Origin of the sequence: Ensifer sp. 22521, from assembly GCF_052044795.1 — a bacterium.
GTDB lineage: Bacteria > Pseudomonadota > Alphaproteobacteria > Rhizobiales > Rhizobiaceae > Ensifer.
On sequence record NZ_JBQENM010000014.1, the window covers coordinates 34,374 to 50,719 of the forward strand.

Consider the following 16,346-nt stretch of genomic DNA (forward strand, 5'->3'; position numbering starts at 1 on the left):
TTCAGAGGGAACTTGTTCATATTGAAGGTGGCGCGTGCAAGAGTTGATGTCTTCTGGCGTGAGGTATTCGCAAACGAAGCGAAAGCTGGTGGTGGCATCTGATCATGACAGGGCGAGTGTCGAAGGTAGCGGCATCGAGCACCTGGTTCATTTCCTTCCCAAGGGCGATCGGGCCCAAACCACTCTCGAAAACGTATTCCCGCTGATCGGGCTTGCCTTCTCAAAAGAGGGTGAGGAGGATCTTGCGGAACGGCTCGTGTCCTTGCGTGCGCTTGGCACCGTACCGGATTTCCCGGTCAAGCGGTTGAGTGCACACACGGCGGCAGAAAGTGCCGTAATCATTCAGGCGCTGGTCGACGGCGGTGTCGGGCGTCTTGCGCGGTTTTCGAGTGCGATCACTTCGGAGCTCGCGCTATTGCGCCGCGAGCGCGAAACGCTGCTCGAGAATTATCGTGCGCTCGAAGACGCCTTCCAGGCGCGCAACTGGGAGCCGGTCACCGAGGTCTTTGCGCACGATCCCTATGTCGACCCCAAGGACGAAGGCATCGGCCATCTGATTGCCAATGCTTTCGTCGAGCAGCTCCTGCCGGTGTCCAGCCATGGCGTGGCAGGCATCGCGCTACACTTCAATTCCGTTCCGAGAGACGGTGGCGAACTGGTCGTCGTCCTGAGCTATGTCGAAAGCGGCGAAGGCGTGGCCGAATGGTCTGTGCCGTTTTCACAGCTGGTACCTACCTGGAACTTCTTCGCCTTACCGCGCACATGCGGAGGCGGAGCGAGGACGTTGCGGGTGAGGGTGTCGACGACGGGCTCGGAAACCATTGGTCTTTCGCTCGGCTACCCCATTGCCAGCGAGCACTACACCGCGCGCTCTGAAACGCGTCATGCCGACCTCGATCTGCGTCCGCTCGCGTTCCGCATCTATACGGGCCTTCCCGGCGTCAAGCCAACGCGCATGCCCAACATGATTGCGCCAACGGCTCTGCTCGACGGTCACTTCATCGAGGATTACCGGCTGTCGGTGGATCTCTTGAGCCAGATCGTCGACGTTTCGGTCACGCCGGTGGTTCCGGAGTTCCAGACCGTGCGCTACCTCGAGCACGAACACGCAGTCGTCTGCCACCCGCTGCCGAGCGGCGTGTCGGCCGGTGCCATCGGTCGGGCGGTCGAGCCCGGAACCATATCGTTCTCCGCAAGTGCCATCGTCGATCATCCGAAGGGGGCGCCTGCCGCCGTCAGCTTCCTGCTCGCGCCAGCCAATTCGAACGCGCGCTCGGAAGTTGCCGAACTCGCCCGCAAGGGCTCGGTCAAGCCTTCGGCCTTTTTCAGCGGCTGGCGCGAGGTCACGAACCAGCAGCCGATTAATATCAATTTCCAATTGGACGAGCCGGTGCGCCATCCCATGGATCTGGTGATCCTCAGCCGCGCGGTCACCGACTCCGTCGATTTTTCCTGGCTCAAGGTGTCGGGCTTCCGGATGGTAAAGCAGTCGGGTGGTGCATCTCATGTCCAGCAATAGCGATCCACGCGATCTGATCGCGATTGCCATGCCGCTCTACGGGCACGCGGCGTTGGCACTCGAGGCAATCGAGTCCGCACTGGCTTCGGCGCTTTCGGATTGCCGGATCGCCATCGTCGTCTCGGTCGATGGTGACCCACGGCACGAGACCTTCGATCAACTGCTGTTGTTTTCTGCGGCTCATCCGGACATCCACGTGGTCTTCGGCCGCAATGCAGGGCCGGGCGGCGCGCGCAACCGCGCCATCGACTATGTGCTTGAAAACCTGTCTGAAGCGAAGGCCGTCTATTTTCTCGACGCTGACAATCGCGTTCTGCCGGGCACGATCGAAACCCTTTACCGCCAACTGCGTGAGAGCGGCGCCGGCTGGGTCTATACCAATATCGACACCTTCTCGGTGAGCTGGCGGGCGCACTACGGCAACCACTATTCCAGGTTGGTTCACTGCATCACCGACAACATCTGCGACACGGGCTCGATGATCTCCATCGATGTCTTCCGGGAGGGCGTTCGTTTCAACGACGACCGGCAGAACGGTTTCGAAGACTGGGAATTCTGGCTCTCCTGCGTGGAACATGGCTTCGTCGGCACGCCTTGCCACGAGACGACCTTTGAATACCGCCTGCGGGCGGAAAGCCGGTTCAAGGAAGCCAACCGCGATCGTGCGACGTCCGTAAGCTTCCTCAGGAAGCGCCACAGAGCCCTGTTCCAGCGGCCGATGCTCGTCGACTTCGAGCACGAGGAGTGCCCGCGCTATCTCTTCGCGCGCACAGAAGACGCGGCGATCTCGTTCTTCACCGACCCGACCAAGCAGCCGAAGCGGCTGCGCCTCGACGATATCATTCCGGCCTTCTGGGCAAATACCGGTGAGCCGGACAACGTGCACTTTCCGCCATTCGTGATGGCTGGCAGCGGGGCGACGATCGATTTGCTCTTGCGCTCGCGCATGTTGCCGAACGTGCTTTGCCACCTGGAGCGGCTGAGCGAGAAGGCGAATGTTGTCTTCGTCCATCTCGGCAATGACGCCACGCAGCGCAAGATCGAGCCGACGTTCCTCGATGCCGGATCCGAGCACCTCGGCCAGCCGGATCTCATCTTCATTTCGACGGCGCTTTTGCGCGATGTCATCCGCAACAACGCGCTCGACTGGTTCGCCTCGATCGGCAGCCAGCAAGTCTGGCCGACGTCGGCGGTCCTCAATGTGCGGTTCCCGTTCCCAAGGGCCCTGCCGCGCCGGACGCTCATCACGCCGCAACAGGTCATGATCAACTGCGTCAACGCGATTGCCACGAGCCCGCTGCGCCGCACCGCCGGGCGCCGCTGGACGTGGCGCCCGCCGCGGCTCATGCCCTATTCCGATCTGCATAAAGCCTTGCGCACGGAAATCGGCGGTTCGCCGGTGCTGCCGCTCGGACACAGCGAGGCCGGAAAGAAAACGGCAGCACTCCTCGTGCCGAACGCCTCCTTCGGTGGCGCCGAGAAGGTGATCTATGCTGCGTCCCGCGAACTGCGGGCCGCCGGCTATGAGACGCACCTGTTCGTGCTCGGCACCAGCCGGATGGACGTGATCGACGAATTCGATGCGAGCTTCGATTACGTGCATTTCTGGGATCAGGGCATTCCGGCCTGGGGCGGCTCCGGCTCGTTCCTGGGACACGACTTCATCGCCGAACATCATGAGGTCGATTGGGGCGCATTGAAGGGCCAGCTTTCTGGCTTCGATCTGGTCATCAACAACCACGTCATGGCGATGCACCCGCTGATCGCCCGACTGCGTTCTGAAGGTACGCGCACAGCCTGCTATCTGCATGTCGTCGACAACACGCCGTTCAAGCGCCCGGCCGGCCAGCCTTTCGCAGCGATCGCGCACGAGCATTGCTACGACGCCTTCCTGACCTGCTCGGAACAGCTCAAGTTCTATCTGCACAGCTTCGGCGTACCGCTTGAAAAGATATTTGCGGTTCCGAACGGCGCAAGCTTCTCGGTCCCGCCGAAGGTGCTTGCGGAGGTGCTGCAGGTGCGGCGGATCGAACGCAAGGACGATCGGTTGAGGCTTCTCTACATGGGCCGCCTCGACCAGCAGAAAGGCATCGACCGGCTCGCCGCGACGATTTCGGAGCTGCGCGCGGCACGTGTGCCGTTCGACGCCCGGGCGATCGGCGGCGAGATCCTGGCTGACGCCAGCTTCTCCTGGACCGACCGGCTGAAAGAGCTCGGCGTCGACGTGCGTCCGCCTGTCTTTGCCAGCCGGGATCTGATCAAGGCGCTCGGTTGGGCCGATGTGCTTGTCATGCCGTCGCGCTGGGAAGGTGCGCCCTTGATGATCGCAGAAGCGCAGCAGCTCGGCTGTGTTCCAATCGCGACCGCCGTCGGCGCAGTCGACGAGCTCATCGTTGATCGTGAGGACGGCATCCTGATCGACGCCCCCTCCGACCCGCAGGTGGTGCGAGACATGGTGAAGGCAATCGCTGAGGTCGCGCGCGACCGCAACCTGCTTGCCCCCATCATGGAAGGCTGCCTCAGAACGGCGGCGCGCCGGGCCTGGCCAAACTCTTTCGCGGAGTTCCTTGGCTGGTGTGACGGCTCCGTGAACAATTCATCTCTTTCGCGCGCCAAGGTTATTCGTGCGCGTGAGACATCCAATACCGGCGTTGCAGCAGCAGTTTGAGCGCGCCGGGCGACTTTTCAACTAGAAGGGACTTACGCATGCGTCCAAGAATCCTCCTGACGGGCATTCCTGGCCATTACACGCGCCTCGCCAATGGCGCGAATGGCCTGTCGGTTTCCTATTCGGAACGGCAGAAACAGCCCGAATCCAAGGACGAGTTTCTTCAGGAGCTTCGCAACATCAGCAACACCGGCAACTATCTGATCGGTGAGGGAGCTCTACGTGCGATCGCGCCGCATGCCAAGCAGATCCCGTTCTGGCATCTCTACAACAGCCACAAGAACGGCAGCGGGTTTGACGAGTTCAACAACAACTTCGACATCTGCGTCTTCACCTGCGCAAATCTCCTGCGCAAGGGGCTGTCGGCGGATGCTGAAGCCGATGTCCTGAGCAAGCTCAAGATGCCGATCGTCATGCTCGGCATCGGCCATCAGAACCGCAAGGATCTGGAAACGGGCCTGCCGGAGGGAACGAAGCGTCTGCTCGACGTGCTCAAGGACCGCGAACACTATTTCCTGACCCGCGGCTATGAGACGGCTGGTTACCTGAAGGACCAGGGCTTCAAGTACGTTCGACCGACTGGCTGCCCCTCGGTCTACTTCGCGCCGAACAACATGCGCGCGTCGATGAAGAAGCTGCCGAGCGTCAAGATCGGCCAGGCAAAGACGATCTTTTCGGGTTATCTCGGCGCCAATCACGATTGCATCGTCGATGCGATTGCGCTGAACCCCGAGGGAGCCAAGCCGCAATACGTTATCCAGGACGAGTTCCTGCACTTCGACATGAAGGTCGAGCCGGATGCCGATGGCAGAGTTTTTGACTCCTGCTCTGGAAAGATGCTCGGCGATCTCGCCTTTCCGGGCGCTGAGCGCCAAAAGGTCCCGTTCGACGTGCGCACCTTCTTCGATACCAACCAGTGGCGCGCCTGGGCCTCGCATATGGACTTCAATTTCGGCCGGCGGTTCCACGGCTCGATCATCGCCATGCAGGCGGGCGTACCGAGCCTGATGGTGGCAGTTGACGACCGGATGCGCGAAATGCTGGGCTTTACCGGCCTGCCGTCGGTCGAGGTGCAGGAACTCGAAAAAGCCGAAAACCGCGCGGAATTCGTCGCCAGCCATCTGGCCGGGCTGAATGCATCCGAATTGGTCGACCGCTACTCCGATCGCGAGCGCAATTTCCGCACGGTGCTGCGCGAAATCGGCATCGGCCAATAAATCGCTGACGCCTCGGGTGCGTACAACCCGAGGCACGAATGCGATCGATTTCACAATGTTCGGGCGGGATGAGGAAGACCCCACACACATCTCCTCATCCCGCACTTGCTCTTCGTCAACTCTGTCGGCCAGCCGATTAATCAGGTGTATCGATGCGTATCCTGCTCACCGGAATCCCTTCTTATCTCCAGCGTACCGTCTCGCGTGTTTCCGGTGCGACGGTCCTTCACAAGCCTTACTTCGACGATATCCGAAGCAAGAAGGAACTGATCGATCAGGTCAAAAAGATCGCCAACACCGGTAACTACCTGATCGGCGAGGGCGCAGCTTACGCCTTGCGCGGACATGACGTGACCTATGTGCCCTTCTGGCACCTGGTCAACAGCCGCGGCGCCAACGATGTCTATGATGCCCTGAACAAGGAATTCGACATGTGCGTGTTCGCCTCGGCGAACCTGTTGCGCCCGGGATACTCCGCCGATCTCGAAGCCGATGTCTTCGAGAAACTGAAGATGCCCGTGCTGGTGATGGGCATCGGTATCCAGAAGCGGGAAGGGCTCAAGGAGAACCTGCCGGCCGGCACATTGCGGTTCCTCGAGGTGCTGAAGCAGAAGGAGAGCTTCTTCCTGACCCGGGGTTACTTCACCGCGGAGTTCCTCAGGACAGAGGGCATGAAGTTCGTCAAGCCGACCGGCTGCCCGTCGCTCTTCTTCGCACCGAACGAGATGCGACGCTCGCTGACGTCTCTTGCCAATGCCGACCTGGCATCGGCCCAGAAACTCGCGCTCGGCGGTTATCTCGGCAGCGTCGCCGACACGATCGTCGATGCCCATGCGCTGCTGAAGCCCGATAGCGTCGCAAGCTACGTCATCCAGGACGAGGTCGTTGCCTATAACCTTACGCTCCCGGTGGACGACAACGCTCCGGTCTACGACCGCTCAAGCGGTCGCATAACCGGCAAGACCGAATACAAGCATCAGGAGAAGTGGCAGAGAGAGAACGAGCTCATGGTGTTTTTCGACACCAACCAGTGGCGCGCCTGGTCGTCGTCGAGAGACCTCTGCATCGGCCGGCGGTTCCATGGTTGCGTCATCGGCATGCAGGCGGGTACGCCGTCGCTCATGATCGCCGTCGACGACCGCATGCGGGAGATGCTCGAATTCATCGGCTTCCCCTATATCGAGGCGGGCGTGTGGAACCGCGAAAGCGACAAGCGCGCCCATCTCGCCAACTTCCTGTCAAAGATCGATGCCCAGGCCGTCACTGAGCGGTACTCTGCTTGCGAGGCGAACTTCCAAAGTGCGCTCAAACAGGTTGGGATCTAATCGCCTCTTGACGAGAGCAGCGCCATGGGCGCTGCTCCTTGCCGCCCAGCTTTCCCTGGCGGCGATCTTTGGCGCCCTGCCAGCCCTGGCCGGGGACGCCGCTTTTGCGCGCTACGGGGTCAATCGGCTCAATCTCGCCTGGCTCGACCGCGCCGAGCAGGAGCGTGTGCTCAAGGAGATCGCCGATAGCGGCGCTACACATGTGCGGCTCTCCCTGTCTCGGCCGGTCGAAAAGAGCATCGACGCGGTCGGCATAGCCAGCCGGCTCGGATTGCGTATCCTGCTCGAAATTCAGCTTGCGAACAAAAGCTACTATGCGGATGCGGTGCTTCCCCGCAGTGGCCAGGGGCGCATCTGGGACATCAACCGCCTGTCCGATCTGGATCTCGATCGATACCGCTTGGGCCTTCGCGAAGCGCTCATGCGCCTGGATGCTCTCGGTGTTCGCCTCGAAGCTGTGGAGCCTGGAAACGAGATCAACCTTGCCGGCTACAACGGCGACCTTGCCGTCTATCAGAAGCCCGGTGAGCCGACGCCGCGAACCGTCGCGGATCTCAAGGATCGCGCAGCTTTCGAAGAGGGCCTCGACCGCTACATAGAGGTGCTAAGGATCACCCGTGATGAGGTGCGCAAAAGCGCCAAGAGCAGTGGCGCCGCCATTGTCTCCGCCGGGCTCTCTGACATGGGCGCCAAGGAAGCGGACCGGCAAGGCATGGAGCGGCTCGATCCAGCTGAGGTGATAATGCTTCTGCGGGAACGGGGAATGGACAAGCATGTCGACGCCTACGGCATCCACATCTACCCCGCCCGCAAGGATCCGAAAGCGATCACATCCGTCGTCACCAAGCTCCTCGGTTTCTGTGAGCCATCGGAGAGCGGCCGGCCATGCTGGGTGACGGAATGGGGGATCGCCAACACGGCCCGAACCTGTCCCGTCGATGATCGTCAGCGCGAGGGGGCGATGGCTGCCATGCGCAGCGTCTTTTCCGACTACGCGAAGACAAAGCGACTGGATGCGGCCTACTACTATGACTGGGATACACAGCAATCTTACCGGCTCTGGCGCTGCGGTACGCTCAGCCCTGCCGGTGCCTTGGCAATCGCCCCGGAGAAGCATTGACCTACCCCGCGCAGAGCTCCGCTTGGATCAGCGCCCGGCTGCGTCGGTTAACGGCGCGTAGCGCGGCTTGTTGCCGGTCCAAGGCCTTTGCCACGATATGTGACGGGGATGCCGAGTTCCTCGTGGGTGCGTGCCAGCGTCTCCAGCCAGGTCGCCAATTCGTCCGGCACCTGCTCTTCACCGGTCTCCATCGCCTCGATCCACGCCAGGTTGCAATGCAGGGCGCTCGCCAGATTGATCGGCGTCCAACGAAGAACGAGAAGGCATTGGGTGAAACGGGCGGGTGTCGTCGGTTTGCTCAAGGTTGCATGTGGAATGGATGCAGCAGGCTTTACACGCTGAAATAAGTCAAGGTGATGACTTGTCGCGCCCGAAAGGCCTGATCTTTTCGTGAGTTAGAGTTGAATGGGCAAAATGCCGCAGAACGGCTGTGGAAACCGCAGCTTATCGGCTTTTGCCGGTGCTGCTCGTCCCGCCGGCAGTGATGAAACGCGCCGAATGTAAGATAGAAAGCGGGCTCTCGGCCTGCGTCCGATGGACTTGCCGGCAGCGGCGGGTGCGAATCGCGCGTCTTTCGGATTGAATGGCGCCGATCCCAACAGCCGATTCGGGCTTTCGGACAACTGCGCTGGGGCCGTCGACCATTGCATGCATCTCTCTACCAATCCGCTATCAACATTGCCGCGAAGGCAGCCTTCTACCTGTCGCTCACGATGCTTCTTCCGGCGGCGGTGGACCTGTTCTATGGGCATCCGGATTGGCGGATATTTGCTGTGTCGGCCTTCATTACCGGGGGCGTCTCACTTCTGACGATGGCCGCGACGCAGGGCGGCCCTCCGCCCTTCAGCCGCAAGATGGGCTTCCTCGTCGTCAACTTGCTCTGGCTCGTCATCTCGCTCGTAGGTGCGGTGCCTTTCTGGTTCTCGTCGCTGGAACTCGATTTTGCCAAGGCCCTGTTTGAATCCGTCTCGGGCATTACCACGACTGGCTCGACGGTGATCACCGGTCTCGATTTCGCTCCGCCGGGCATTCTGCTCTGGCGCTCGCTGCTGCATTGGCTGGGCGGCATCGGGATCGTGGCGCTCGGGCTCTTCGTCATGCCTTACTTGCGTGTCGGCGGCATGTCCTTCTTCAAGATGGAATCCTCGGATACGACCGAAAAGCCCTTCGCCAGGATCGTCACCTTTACCCGTGCCTTCATCCTCATCTACGTGGTGCTGACGGTCACCTGCGCGATAATCTACTCCTACCTGGGCATGAGCCGCTTTGACGCGCTGAACCATGCAATGTCGACGATCGCGACCGGAGGCTTCGCCACGCACGACGCCTCGCTCGGCTACTTCAAGAGCCTGCCGATCCTGTGGGTCGCTACGTTCTTCATGACCTTGAGCAGCCTGCCGTTTTCGGTGCTCATTCTCTTCATCGTTCGCGGCCGGCTCGATACGCTGAAGGATCCGCAGATCATCGTCTTCCTGTCCTATCTGACCATACTTGCGCTTGCCGCAAGTCTTTATCAGCGCCTTGCCAATGGCGTCACAGCGAGCGATGCGCTTGCGCATGGGTTCTTCACGGTCTCGTCAATCCTGTCGACGACCGGCTTTGCCAGCGACGATTACATGCTGTGGGGGGAGTTCATCGTCGCCCTTGCTTTCGCCGCCACCTTCATGGGCGGGTGCTCCGGCTCGACGGCCGGCGGCATGAAAGCCTACCGTTTCATCATCATTTTCAATTCCATTCGGGCGGGCCTCTTCAAGCTGATCTATCCGAATGCGGTCCACACGGTGCGCTACGGCAAGGGCCTCGTCGATATCGATGTCCAGCGCACGGTCTTCATGTTCTTTACCGCCTATATGTTCATCTGGGCGTTCGGCAGCCTGGCGATGGGCGCCATAGGCTACGATCTCGTCACTGCTGCCTCCGCCGTTGCCACAGCGCTCTCCAATGTCGGCGCCGGGCTCGGGCCGATCATCGGACCGGCTGGAAACTTTTCGACCTTGTCGGATCCAGCCCTATACCTTCTGTCGGTGATGATGCTGTTTGGCCGTCTCGAAATCCTGACGGTGCTGGTCATCCTGACCCCGCTCTTCTGGAGGGATTGAGCTGCGCGGATGGAACCAGTCGTTGATAGCGCACTTCTCGCGATCGCCGCAGGCATCATCAACGCGTGAGTACGGCGATTGAAACCCGTCACCTAACTACCGGCGTTTCGTATTTCTCTGGCCACGCCGCTGTTTTCTCCGCAGCATTCGGTGGCGATGGCCAAGCAGCGTTGCCGCTCCAACGCAATCGCCTCGGCAATCATCATCGTAGGGTCGCGTTGTCCGCGTGCGAGATGCCTGGCTGAAATGGTCCACGCCGCCGCGGTAATTTCGTCTGGAATCATAACTCGCCTCAAATGTTATTCAACTGAGCGTAGGCGTACTCGCTTTCGTGAAACGTGTGCGTGATCCTAGCTAGTGGTCAGACTCAGACACTTCGAACCCTCAGAGCGGCTGACGCGGGGCGGCTTGCGTAGGGCAGCTTTGCGGACGAACCTGCCGTAGGACGATACGCCGTTCAGACCTACACCGATCATTCACTGGGAACCGACTTGCTGCAGCACCACTGCGGCATTCCTGCCATTCGGGGTCGGCGCGAAGTATCGATTGAGGTCATCTTCTGTGCGTGGGAGCCGGCGCACGCGCATGTTTGACAATCGGCTTCACGCGGAGGCTTGTCGCTGCATCCAGCGAAGCAGGGCTTCCAAGGCCCCGCGCCTCGGGTGCTCGGCCCGATAGACAAAGTAGAAGCCGTAGCCGGGCAGAACGATATCGCTGACTCGCAGAAGACGGCCATCGCGAAGCTCCCGTGCAACGAGCACGTCACTACACAGCCCAAGACCCTGTCCGGCTACGATCGCTTCGATCCCGTGGTGCTCTTCGTGGATTTTCAGTTGCGGTGGCCGGACGGTGCCGCTGATTCGGTAGCCTGCCGCTCGGGCCGCAGTCTCCCAGTGACGCCAAGTGGGCGCACCTACGTCGGCCAGGGGCCAGCCGACCTCGACACGTGGCAGATCGAGGATCGCCTGAGGCTCGATCATGCGGACGCCTTCCTGAAGAATCGACGGCGCCGCAACGACGTGGAAGGTATCGCGAAGTAGCTCCACCGCGACTCCGTCTGTCGGGGATCGCCGCGCATAACGGATCGCAACGTCAACTTCGCCCGTGCGAAGGTTCAGTACCGTATCCGTTCCCACAAGGTCGAGCGTCGATCCCGGCGCTTCCGCTCGCCAGCTTTCCAGGCGCGGCAGCAGCCAGCGCGCGGCGAAGGCGCTGGTTGTCGTCACCCGAAGATGGCCGATCGGGCTGCCAGGGGTAAGGCGCGCAAGCTCGTCCGAGATCGACAGAAAAGCGTCCCGGACAACCGGCAGAAGCTGTGCGCCCGCAGTGGTGAGTTGCAACGGCCTCGGCTGGCGCTGAAAAAGGGGCTGGCCGCAATAGCGTTCCAGTAGCCGTATCTGGTGGCTGACGGCTGTGGGTGTGACGGACAGTTCCTCGGCCGCCTTCCTGAAGCTCAGAAGGCGGGCCGCGGATTCGAAGGCCTGAAGCTCTCGAAGAGGCGGAAGGCGGTGCATGCGTCGAATTCTAGATGAATTGTACTCACCTTGCCCCGAATTCTTTGCTGTTGCCGCGCATCTCATCGAGTCCGATCATTCCGGCATTCTGGAAGGAGATCATCATGCTGGACGGACAATCGGCATCGACCGCTGCAACCATGATCGAAAGGTTCGAACAGATCCGCCCTTTGCTGGCAGAGCAATCCGGGCGCTTTGACGCGGATCGAAGGCTGTCGGACGAGGTGTTTGGTGCCTTGAGCGAAACGGGGTTCTTCCGCCTCCTGCTGCCAGCTCAACTGGGCGGATGCGGGCTTTCGCCCCTCGACTTCATGACCGTGGTCGAGCATGCCGCAGCAGTTGATGGAACAATCGGCTGGCTCGTCGGAAACGGAGGCGGCATTTCGCGCGCTGGCGGCTATCTGCCGTTGGACGCCGCACAGAAGGTGTTCGGGAAACCGTCGGCCTTCGTCGCCTCAAGCACAGGCGCGATTGGCAAGGCGGTCCCTGCTAAGGGTGGATACCGCATCACTGGCCGGTGGCCTTTCGCCAGCGGCGCGCCACACGCCACGACCTTTGCCCCGCTTTGTGAAGTGAACGAAGGAAGCGGGCGGATCGTTCTAGCGTTCTTGCCCCGTGAGGCCGTCAATCTGATCGACAACTGGCATGTGTCAGGGATGAGAGGCACCGGAAGCTGGGATTTCGAGGCAGACAACGCGTTCCTGCCAGCCGAATTCGTTTGCGACTTTCAGCCAAATCCTACCCACGCCGGTGTCGTCTATCGCCTTCCGGGCATTTCCGCCTTTGTCTGGACTGTTGCCACAGTGCCGCTTGGGATCGCGAAGGGCGCAATCGACGCGCTCATCTCGTTAAGCTCCGGCCACCGTCGTCAGGGCATGACCGTCCCCGTCGCAGAACGCGAACTGGCTCACGCAGAGATCGGGCGCTGCCTTTCGCAGTGCAGGGCGGCTGGCGCCTACATGCGGTCAGCCATGTCGGACTTGTGCGCGTCCGTCGAAAGCGAGGGCTCTGATCTGGTTGCGGCCCGGATCAACTATCGGCTTGCCTGTTCTCACGCCGCTGAAGTCGCAGTGAGCGTCGTACTGCGGGTGAACGATCTGATCGGAGCCCGGGCCCTTGCCGAGTCCCAGCCCTTCGAGAGGCGCGAACGCGACGTTCGCGCGGCGGCCAAACACATCGCCATAAGTGCCGAGCAGTTTGTGATCGGTGGCCGCTACGCTCTTGGCGGCGATATCAGCGGCGCAAGCTTCTAACGATTAGCGCGCGCTGGTCCCGACGTAATCCGCCGCGTCGGTCCGCTATAGAGCTGCCGGGGCCGGCCGATCTTCGTCGGGTCCGTGATCATCTGTTTTCACTGGCTGATCCAGCCCACCGTCCGTCTGATCGCGAGGATCGCCGTGCCGTGCAATCATCTTTTTCGGGCTTTCGCTCGACAGTGGATGGCATTCTCAGCCCTGTTGGCCTGCGACCACCCACAGTGAGAGGCCTCGGACCGTTTCCGGTCCGAGGCTTCGTGTCTCGATGAGAAAGGCAGCGCGGTCAGGCCGCCTCTGTCCTGCGGTAGGTCCCGGCGTTCTCGACGTAGTACTTCTCGAAACGATGGCGATAGTGCTCAGCGCCGCCGAAGTCGCTGTACTTCGCCAATTCGTTCATGTCCGTCTTGTTGAGGATCACGCCAAGGATCTTGCCGTTGATCTGCGGTTCGGAGTTGAGCAGATCACGCACCAGACGCGACGGCGTGCGACCCCACTCTGCAACGTAGATGAAGCCATCGGCGAGCGGCGAAAACGCCTTGCCATCGACCACCGGGGCGAGTGCTGCAAGATCGACAATCACGTAGTCGAACGATTTGCGGGCATTGTCGATAAGGTCGGCCATCGCCGGGGAGGCGAGCAACTCGTGGCTGTCATAGGGCTCGCTCTTTGCCCCGGCTTCCCCGCCAACCGGGAAGATTGCCAGTTTTGTCTTCTGGTCGATCTTGATGCCGGCGGGCCAGGAAGATTCGCCGATCAGCGCCTCGACGAGGCCGGTCTTTGGCGGCGGATTGATCATCTTGCTCAGCCCCGGCTTGCGGATGTCGGCGTCGATCAACAACGTTTTCTTGCCGCTCGCCGCGAGCAGTGCGGCAAAGTTTGCCGCGATGATCGACTTGCCCTCGTCCGGAACGGCAGAAACGATGCCGATCACCCGCGAACCGTTGCCGTGCAACATCCGGTCACAGGCGAGCTTGGCGTTTCTGAAGGTCTCGGCGAAAGATGAGCGCGGCGCGTCGAGCACGATGCGACTGACCCGTTCAAACGGCAACGGCTCTGCGGCCTGTGTCGTCGGCTGGGGCGTCTTGCCCTTCATCAGCCGCGCGCGAACCCGGTCGGTCGTGGTCAGTTGACGTGGGCCGATCAGCGGAACATAGCCGAAAGACCTGTGTCCGAGGATTGAACGCACGTCGCTTTCGAGCCGGAAGGTGCGCTCGCGGAACTCCTGGAAAGCTGCGAACGCACCGCCTGCCATCATGCCGAGCACCGCCGAAAGTGCCAGAACCAAGGTTTTCTTCGGACTTGAGGGCGAGGTCGGAACGCCAGCGGTGGAAATCACTCGGGCCTTGGCGATCGGGAAGGAGCGCTGCTGCGAGGCCTGCTCATAGCGGTTCAGGTAGGTCTCGTAGAGGGTCTTCAACGCTGCCGACTTCTGCTCGAGCTCGCGCAGATGCACGAGCGACAGGTTCGCATCGGAGTTGCGGCCCGTTGTGCCTTCGATGTTTTCCCTCAGCGAAGCCTCGCGCGAGCGGGCGACCTCATATTCGTTGCGGTAACTTGCGGTGAGTTGCTCCAGTTCCTGGAAGATCTGGCGGCCGACATCGGACTTTTCCTTGCGCAGCGATACTGCCTGCGGATGGTCGGCGCTGAAGCTCTGCGTCACTTCCTGCTCACGCTTGCTGACGGCCAGGTAACGGGTACGCAGTTCGCGGATGACAGAGTTGTCGCCCTCCTTGGCGGAAATCGTTGCGTTCTTGACCGCGGTTTCAGGCCCTTGGTCGACGATCGCCTGGAACTGCTTGAAGCGGGCGGACGCGCTTGCCGTGTCGGCTTGAGCGATGATGAGCTGGCTGTTGAGATCTGCCAGTTGCTGTTCGGACATGAGCTCGCCGCGGGCGAGCGTCAGGCCGTTCTCGCTGCGGTATTTCTCGACCTCGAGCGAAGCCACCTGCGAGCGTTGCCTCAGATCGGCAAGACGCTCCTGCAGCCAGACGGAGGCGCGCTCCGTCGCATCGAAATTGGCGTTCAATTGATCGTTGAGATAAGCATCTGCATAGCCGCGCACGATAGCGGCGGCGAGCTGCGGATCGCTGGAACGGTAAGCAAGCGCAACAACAGAGCTTCGGTTTACGCGCTCGACGGCCAGCCCCTGCTGGATGAGCGCGGCCGCCTTCTGACGTCGGCCATTGCGGGCCGCCTCTTCGGAAATATCGGATCCAAACGAAAAGACGCCGGTCACGGATCGCAGCCAGTCCTTGAAGACGCCGAAGGGCGAGCGTGGCGGATTGAGGACCGTGTCATTATCATCGAGTTTCATCTTGTCGACGACCCGCAAGGCGAGCTCGCCAGACTTCAGGATCTCGACGGCGCTTGCCATCTGGGTGTCGAGCAGCTGGCTGTTTTGTGGCGTTGCTTGCTCCTCGGCATATTTCGAGAGGTTCTCGTCGAGCAGGATCTGCGTCATCGACGTATAGAACGACGTCGCGAAAACGAGGTAGACCGCGCCAAGTGCCATGAACAGCACGACGAACGCGCCAACCAGCCTGGCGCGGCGAACGATGACCGAGAAGAGCCGGTCAAGGTCGATGAACCTATCGGGTTCCTCCATTTCCCTCGGCACAACGCTATTGAAGGGGAGACTTCTTTGGTTCATTGGGTCGCTCTGTCCGTTTCCCTTTTGGTCCGAAGGCTGGAGCCTCGATAAGAGGCGCCAAACCAGCTTTATGCCGCGCGGATGCGGCCTTCATGAGACAGAACCATGTCCTTGACCGCGGCATAGACCATGTCGCCGAGGTCAGAGCGCGCGAGCGCGAAGGCGACATTGGCGGCGATGAAGCCTTCCCTGGAACCGCAGTCGAAAGTGCGCCCTTCATAGGGATGGGCGTGAAACGCTTGATTTTGCGAGAGTTTCAGCATCCCGTCGGTCAACTGGATTTCGTTGCCGGCACCCCGTTGTTGGTGCGCGAGAATGTCGAAAATCTCGGGCTGAAGGATGTAGCGGCCGTTCAGGTAAAAATTCGACGGTGCTTCGCCGGCACGCGGCTTTTCGACCATTTTCGTGACTTCGAAACCGTGGGGAACGGTGGCACCCTTGCCGACGATGCCATATTTCGACGCATCTTCCGGAGCGCATTGCTCGACCCCGACGACGTTGCCGCCGGTCTGGCGATAGAGATCGACGAGGCCGGCCATGCAGCCGCGTGCCCCGTGACACAGCATATCCGGCAGGAGCAGCGCGAAAGGCTCGTCGCCGATCACGTCGCGCGCGCACCAGACGGCGTGGCCAAGGCCGAGCGGCGCCTGCTGCCGCGTAAAGCTGACCGAGCCGGCACGAGGCAGCATCTCCTCCAGTTCGGAAACCTGGGCGTTCTTGCCGGAACGGGTCAGCGACGAGATGAGCTCCGGCGTGTCGTCGAAGTGGTCCTCGATTGCCTGCTTGTTGCGGCTAGTAACGAAAACGATGTGCTCGATGCCCGCCTGGCGGGCTTCATCGACCGCATATTGCACGACCGGACGATCGACGATCGTCAGCATCTCCTTGGGTATCGCCTTTGTCGCGGGGAGGAACCGCGTTCCATTGCCGGCGACCGGGATCACAGCTTTCCTGACGGTCCTGATACGGTCCATGGCT

11 protein-coding genes are annotated in these 16,346 nt (G+C 61.1%); 7 read left to right on the forward strand and 4 right to left on the reverse strand.

What is annotated here, in order from left to right; all coding sequences use genetic code 11:
* Positions 1–46: 46 nt before the first annotated feature.
* The 5 genes from ACTJKE_RS21770 to ACTJKE_RS21790 all read left to right on the forward strand — a co-directional run bounded on the left by ACTJKE_RS21770 (position 47) and on the right by ACTJKE_RS21790 (position 7,849).
* Positions 47–1,519: a DUF6212 domain-containing protein gene (locus ACTJKE_RS21770; protein WP_440636251.1), complete on the forward strand. Its 1,473-nt coding sequence runs from the start codon at positions 47–49 to the stop codon at positions 1,517–1,519.
* Complete coding sequence (locus ACTJKE_RS21775; protein ID WP_440692337.1) at positions 1,506–4,187, forward strand: glycosyltransferase; 2,682 nt, start codon at positions 1,506–1,508, stop codon at positions 4,185–4,187. The genes ACTJKE_RS21770 and ACTJKE_RS21775 overlap by 14 nt, the downstream gene beginning before the upstream one ends.
* Positions 4,188–4,225: 38 nt before the next feature.
* Positions 4,226–5,404: a polysaccharide pyruvyl transferase family protein gene (locus ACTJKE_RS21780; RefSeq protein WP_440636247.1), complete on the forward strand. Its 1,179-nt coding sequence runs from the start codon at positions 4,226–4,228 to the stop codon at positions 5,402–5,404.
* Between the two features lie 152 nt (positions 5,405–5,556).
* Positions 5,557–6,729 carry a polysaccharide pyruvyl transferase family protein gene (locus ACTJKE_RS21785; protein WP_440636245.1) on the forward strand — a complete coding sequence of 391 codons (1,173 nt, stop codon included), beginning with the start codon at positions 5,557–5,559 and terminating at the stop codon, positions 6,727–6,729.
* 31 nt (positions 6,730–6,760) lie between these two features.
* On the forward strand, positions 6,761–7,849 hold the full coding sequence (locus ACTJKE_RS21790; protein ID WP_440692405.1) for a glycoside hydrolase: 1,089 nt from the start codon (positions 6,761–6,763) through the stop codon (positions 7,847–7,849).
* 47 nt (positions 7,850–7,896) lie between these two features.
* Here the strand turns inward: ACTJKE_RS21790 and ACTJKE_RS21795 are convergent, their stop codons facing one another.
* The gene (locus ACTJKE_RS21795) at positions 7,897–8,151 is read right to left on the reverse strand and encodes a hypothetical protein (RefSeq protein ID WP_440692339.1); all 255 of its coding nucleotides are present in this window, start codon (positions 8,149–8,151) and stop codon (positions 7,897–7,899) included.
* 342 nt (positions 8,152–8,493) lie between these two features.
* Between ACTJKE_RS21795 and ACTJKE_RS21800 the strand changes: the two genes are divergently transcribed.
* Positions 8,494–9,948: a TrkH family potassium uptake protein gene (locus tag ACTJKE_RS21800; RefSeq protein ID WP_440636241.1), complete on the forward strand. Its 1,455-nt coding sequence runs from the start codon at positions 8,494–8,496 to the stop codon at positions 9,946–9,948.
* A 602-nt stretch (positions 9,949–10,550) separates the two neighbouring features.
* On the opposite strand, the gene ACTJKE_RS21805 is transcribed toward ACTJKE_RS21800, so the two are convergent.
* A complete protein-coding gene (locus ACTJKE_RS21805) occupies positions 10,551–11,462 on the reverse strand; it encodes a LysR substrate-binding domain-containing protein (protein WP_440692341.1) in 912 nt (303 codons plus the stop codon).
* A gap of 44 nt (positions 11,463–11,506) precedes the next feature.
* Between ACTJKE_RS21805 and ACTJKE_RS21810 the strand changes: the two genes are divergently transcribed.
* Positions 11,507–12,715, forward strand: coding sequence for an acyl-CoA dehydrogenase family protein (locus ACTJKE_RS21810; protein WP_440636237.1), 1,209 nt, complete (start codon positions 11,507–11,509; stop codon positions 12,713–12,715).
* A 286-nt stretch (positions 12,716–13,001) separates the two neighbouring features.
* Here the strand turns inward: ACTJKE_RS21810 and ACTJKE_RS21815 are convergent, their stop codons facing one another.
* Entirely contained in the window at positions 13,002–15,323 is a 2,322-nt protein-coding gene (locus ACTJKE_RS21815; protein WP_440636235.1) for a polysaccharide biosynthesis tyrosine autokinase, read from the reverse strand.
* A gap of 113 nt (positions 15,324–15,436) precedes the next feature.
* Positions 15,437–16,342, reverse strand: coding sequence for a UTP--glucose-1-phosphate uridylyltransferase (locus ACTJKE_RS21820; RefSeq protein WP_440692343.1), 906 nt, complete (start codon positions 16,340–16,342; stop codon positions 15,437–15,439).
* Between the last annotated feature and the right edge of the window lie 4 nt (positions 16,343–16,346).

Bases quoted from the DNA above. Each gene is read 5' to 3' on its own strand.
- ACTJKE_RS21815 (WP_440636235.1), bottom strand. From the start codon at position 15,323: ATGGAGGAACCCGATAGGTTCATCGACCTTGACCGGCTCTTCTCGGTC.
- ACTJKE_RS21775 (WP_440692337.1), top strand. From the start codon at position 1,506: ATGTCCAGCAATAGCGATCCACGCGATCTGATCGCGATTGCCATGCCG.
- ACTJKE_RS21805 (WP_440692341.1), bottom strand. From the start codon at position 11,462: ATGCACCGCCTTCCGCCTCTTCGAGAGCTTCAGGCCTTCGAATCCGCG.
- ACTJKE_RS21780 (WP_440636247.1), top strand. From the start codon at position 4,226: ATGCGTCCAAGAATCCTCCTGACGGGCATTCCTGGCCATTACACGCGC.
- ACTJKE_RS21820 (WP_440692343.1), bottom strand. From the start codon at position 16,342: ATGGACCGTATCAGGACCGTCAGGAAAGCTGTGATCCCGGTCGCCGGC.
- ACTJKE_RS21785 (WP_440636245.1), top strand. From the start codon at position 5,557: ATGCGTATCCTGCTCACCGGAATCCCTTCTTATCTCCAGCGTACCGTC.
- ACTJKE_RS21770 (WP_440636251.1), top strand. From the start codon at position 47: ATGTCTTCTGGCGTGAGGTATTCGCAAACGAAGCGAAAGCTGGTGGTG.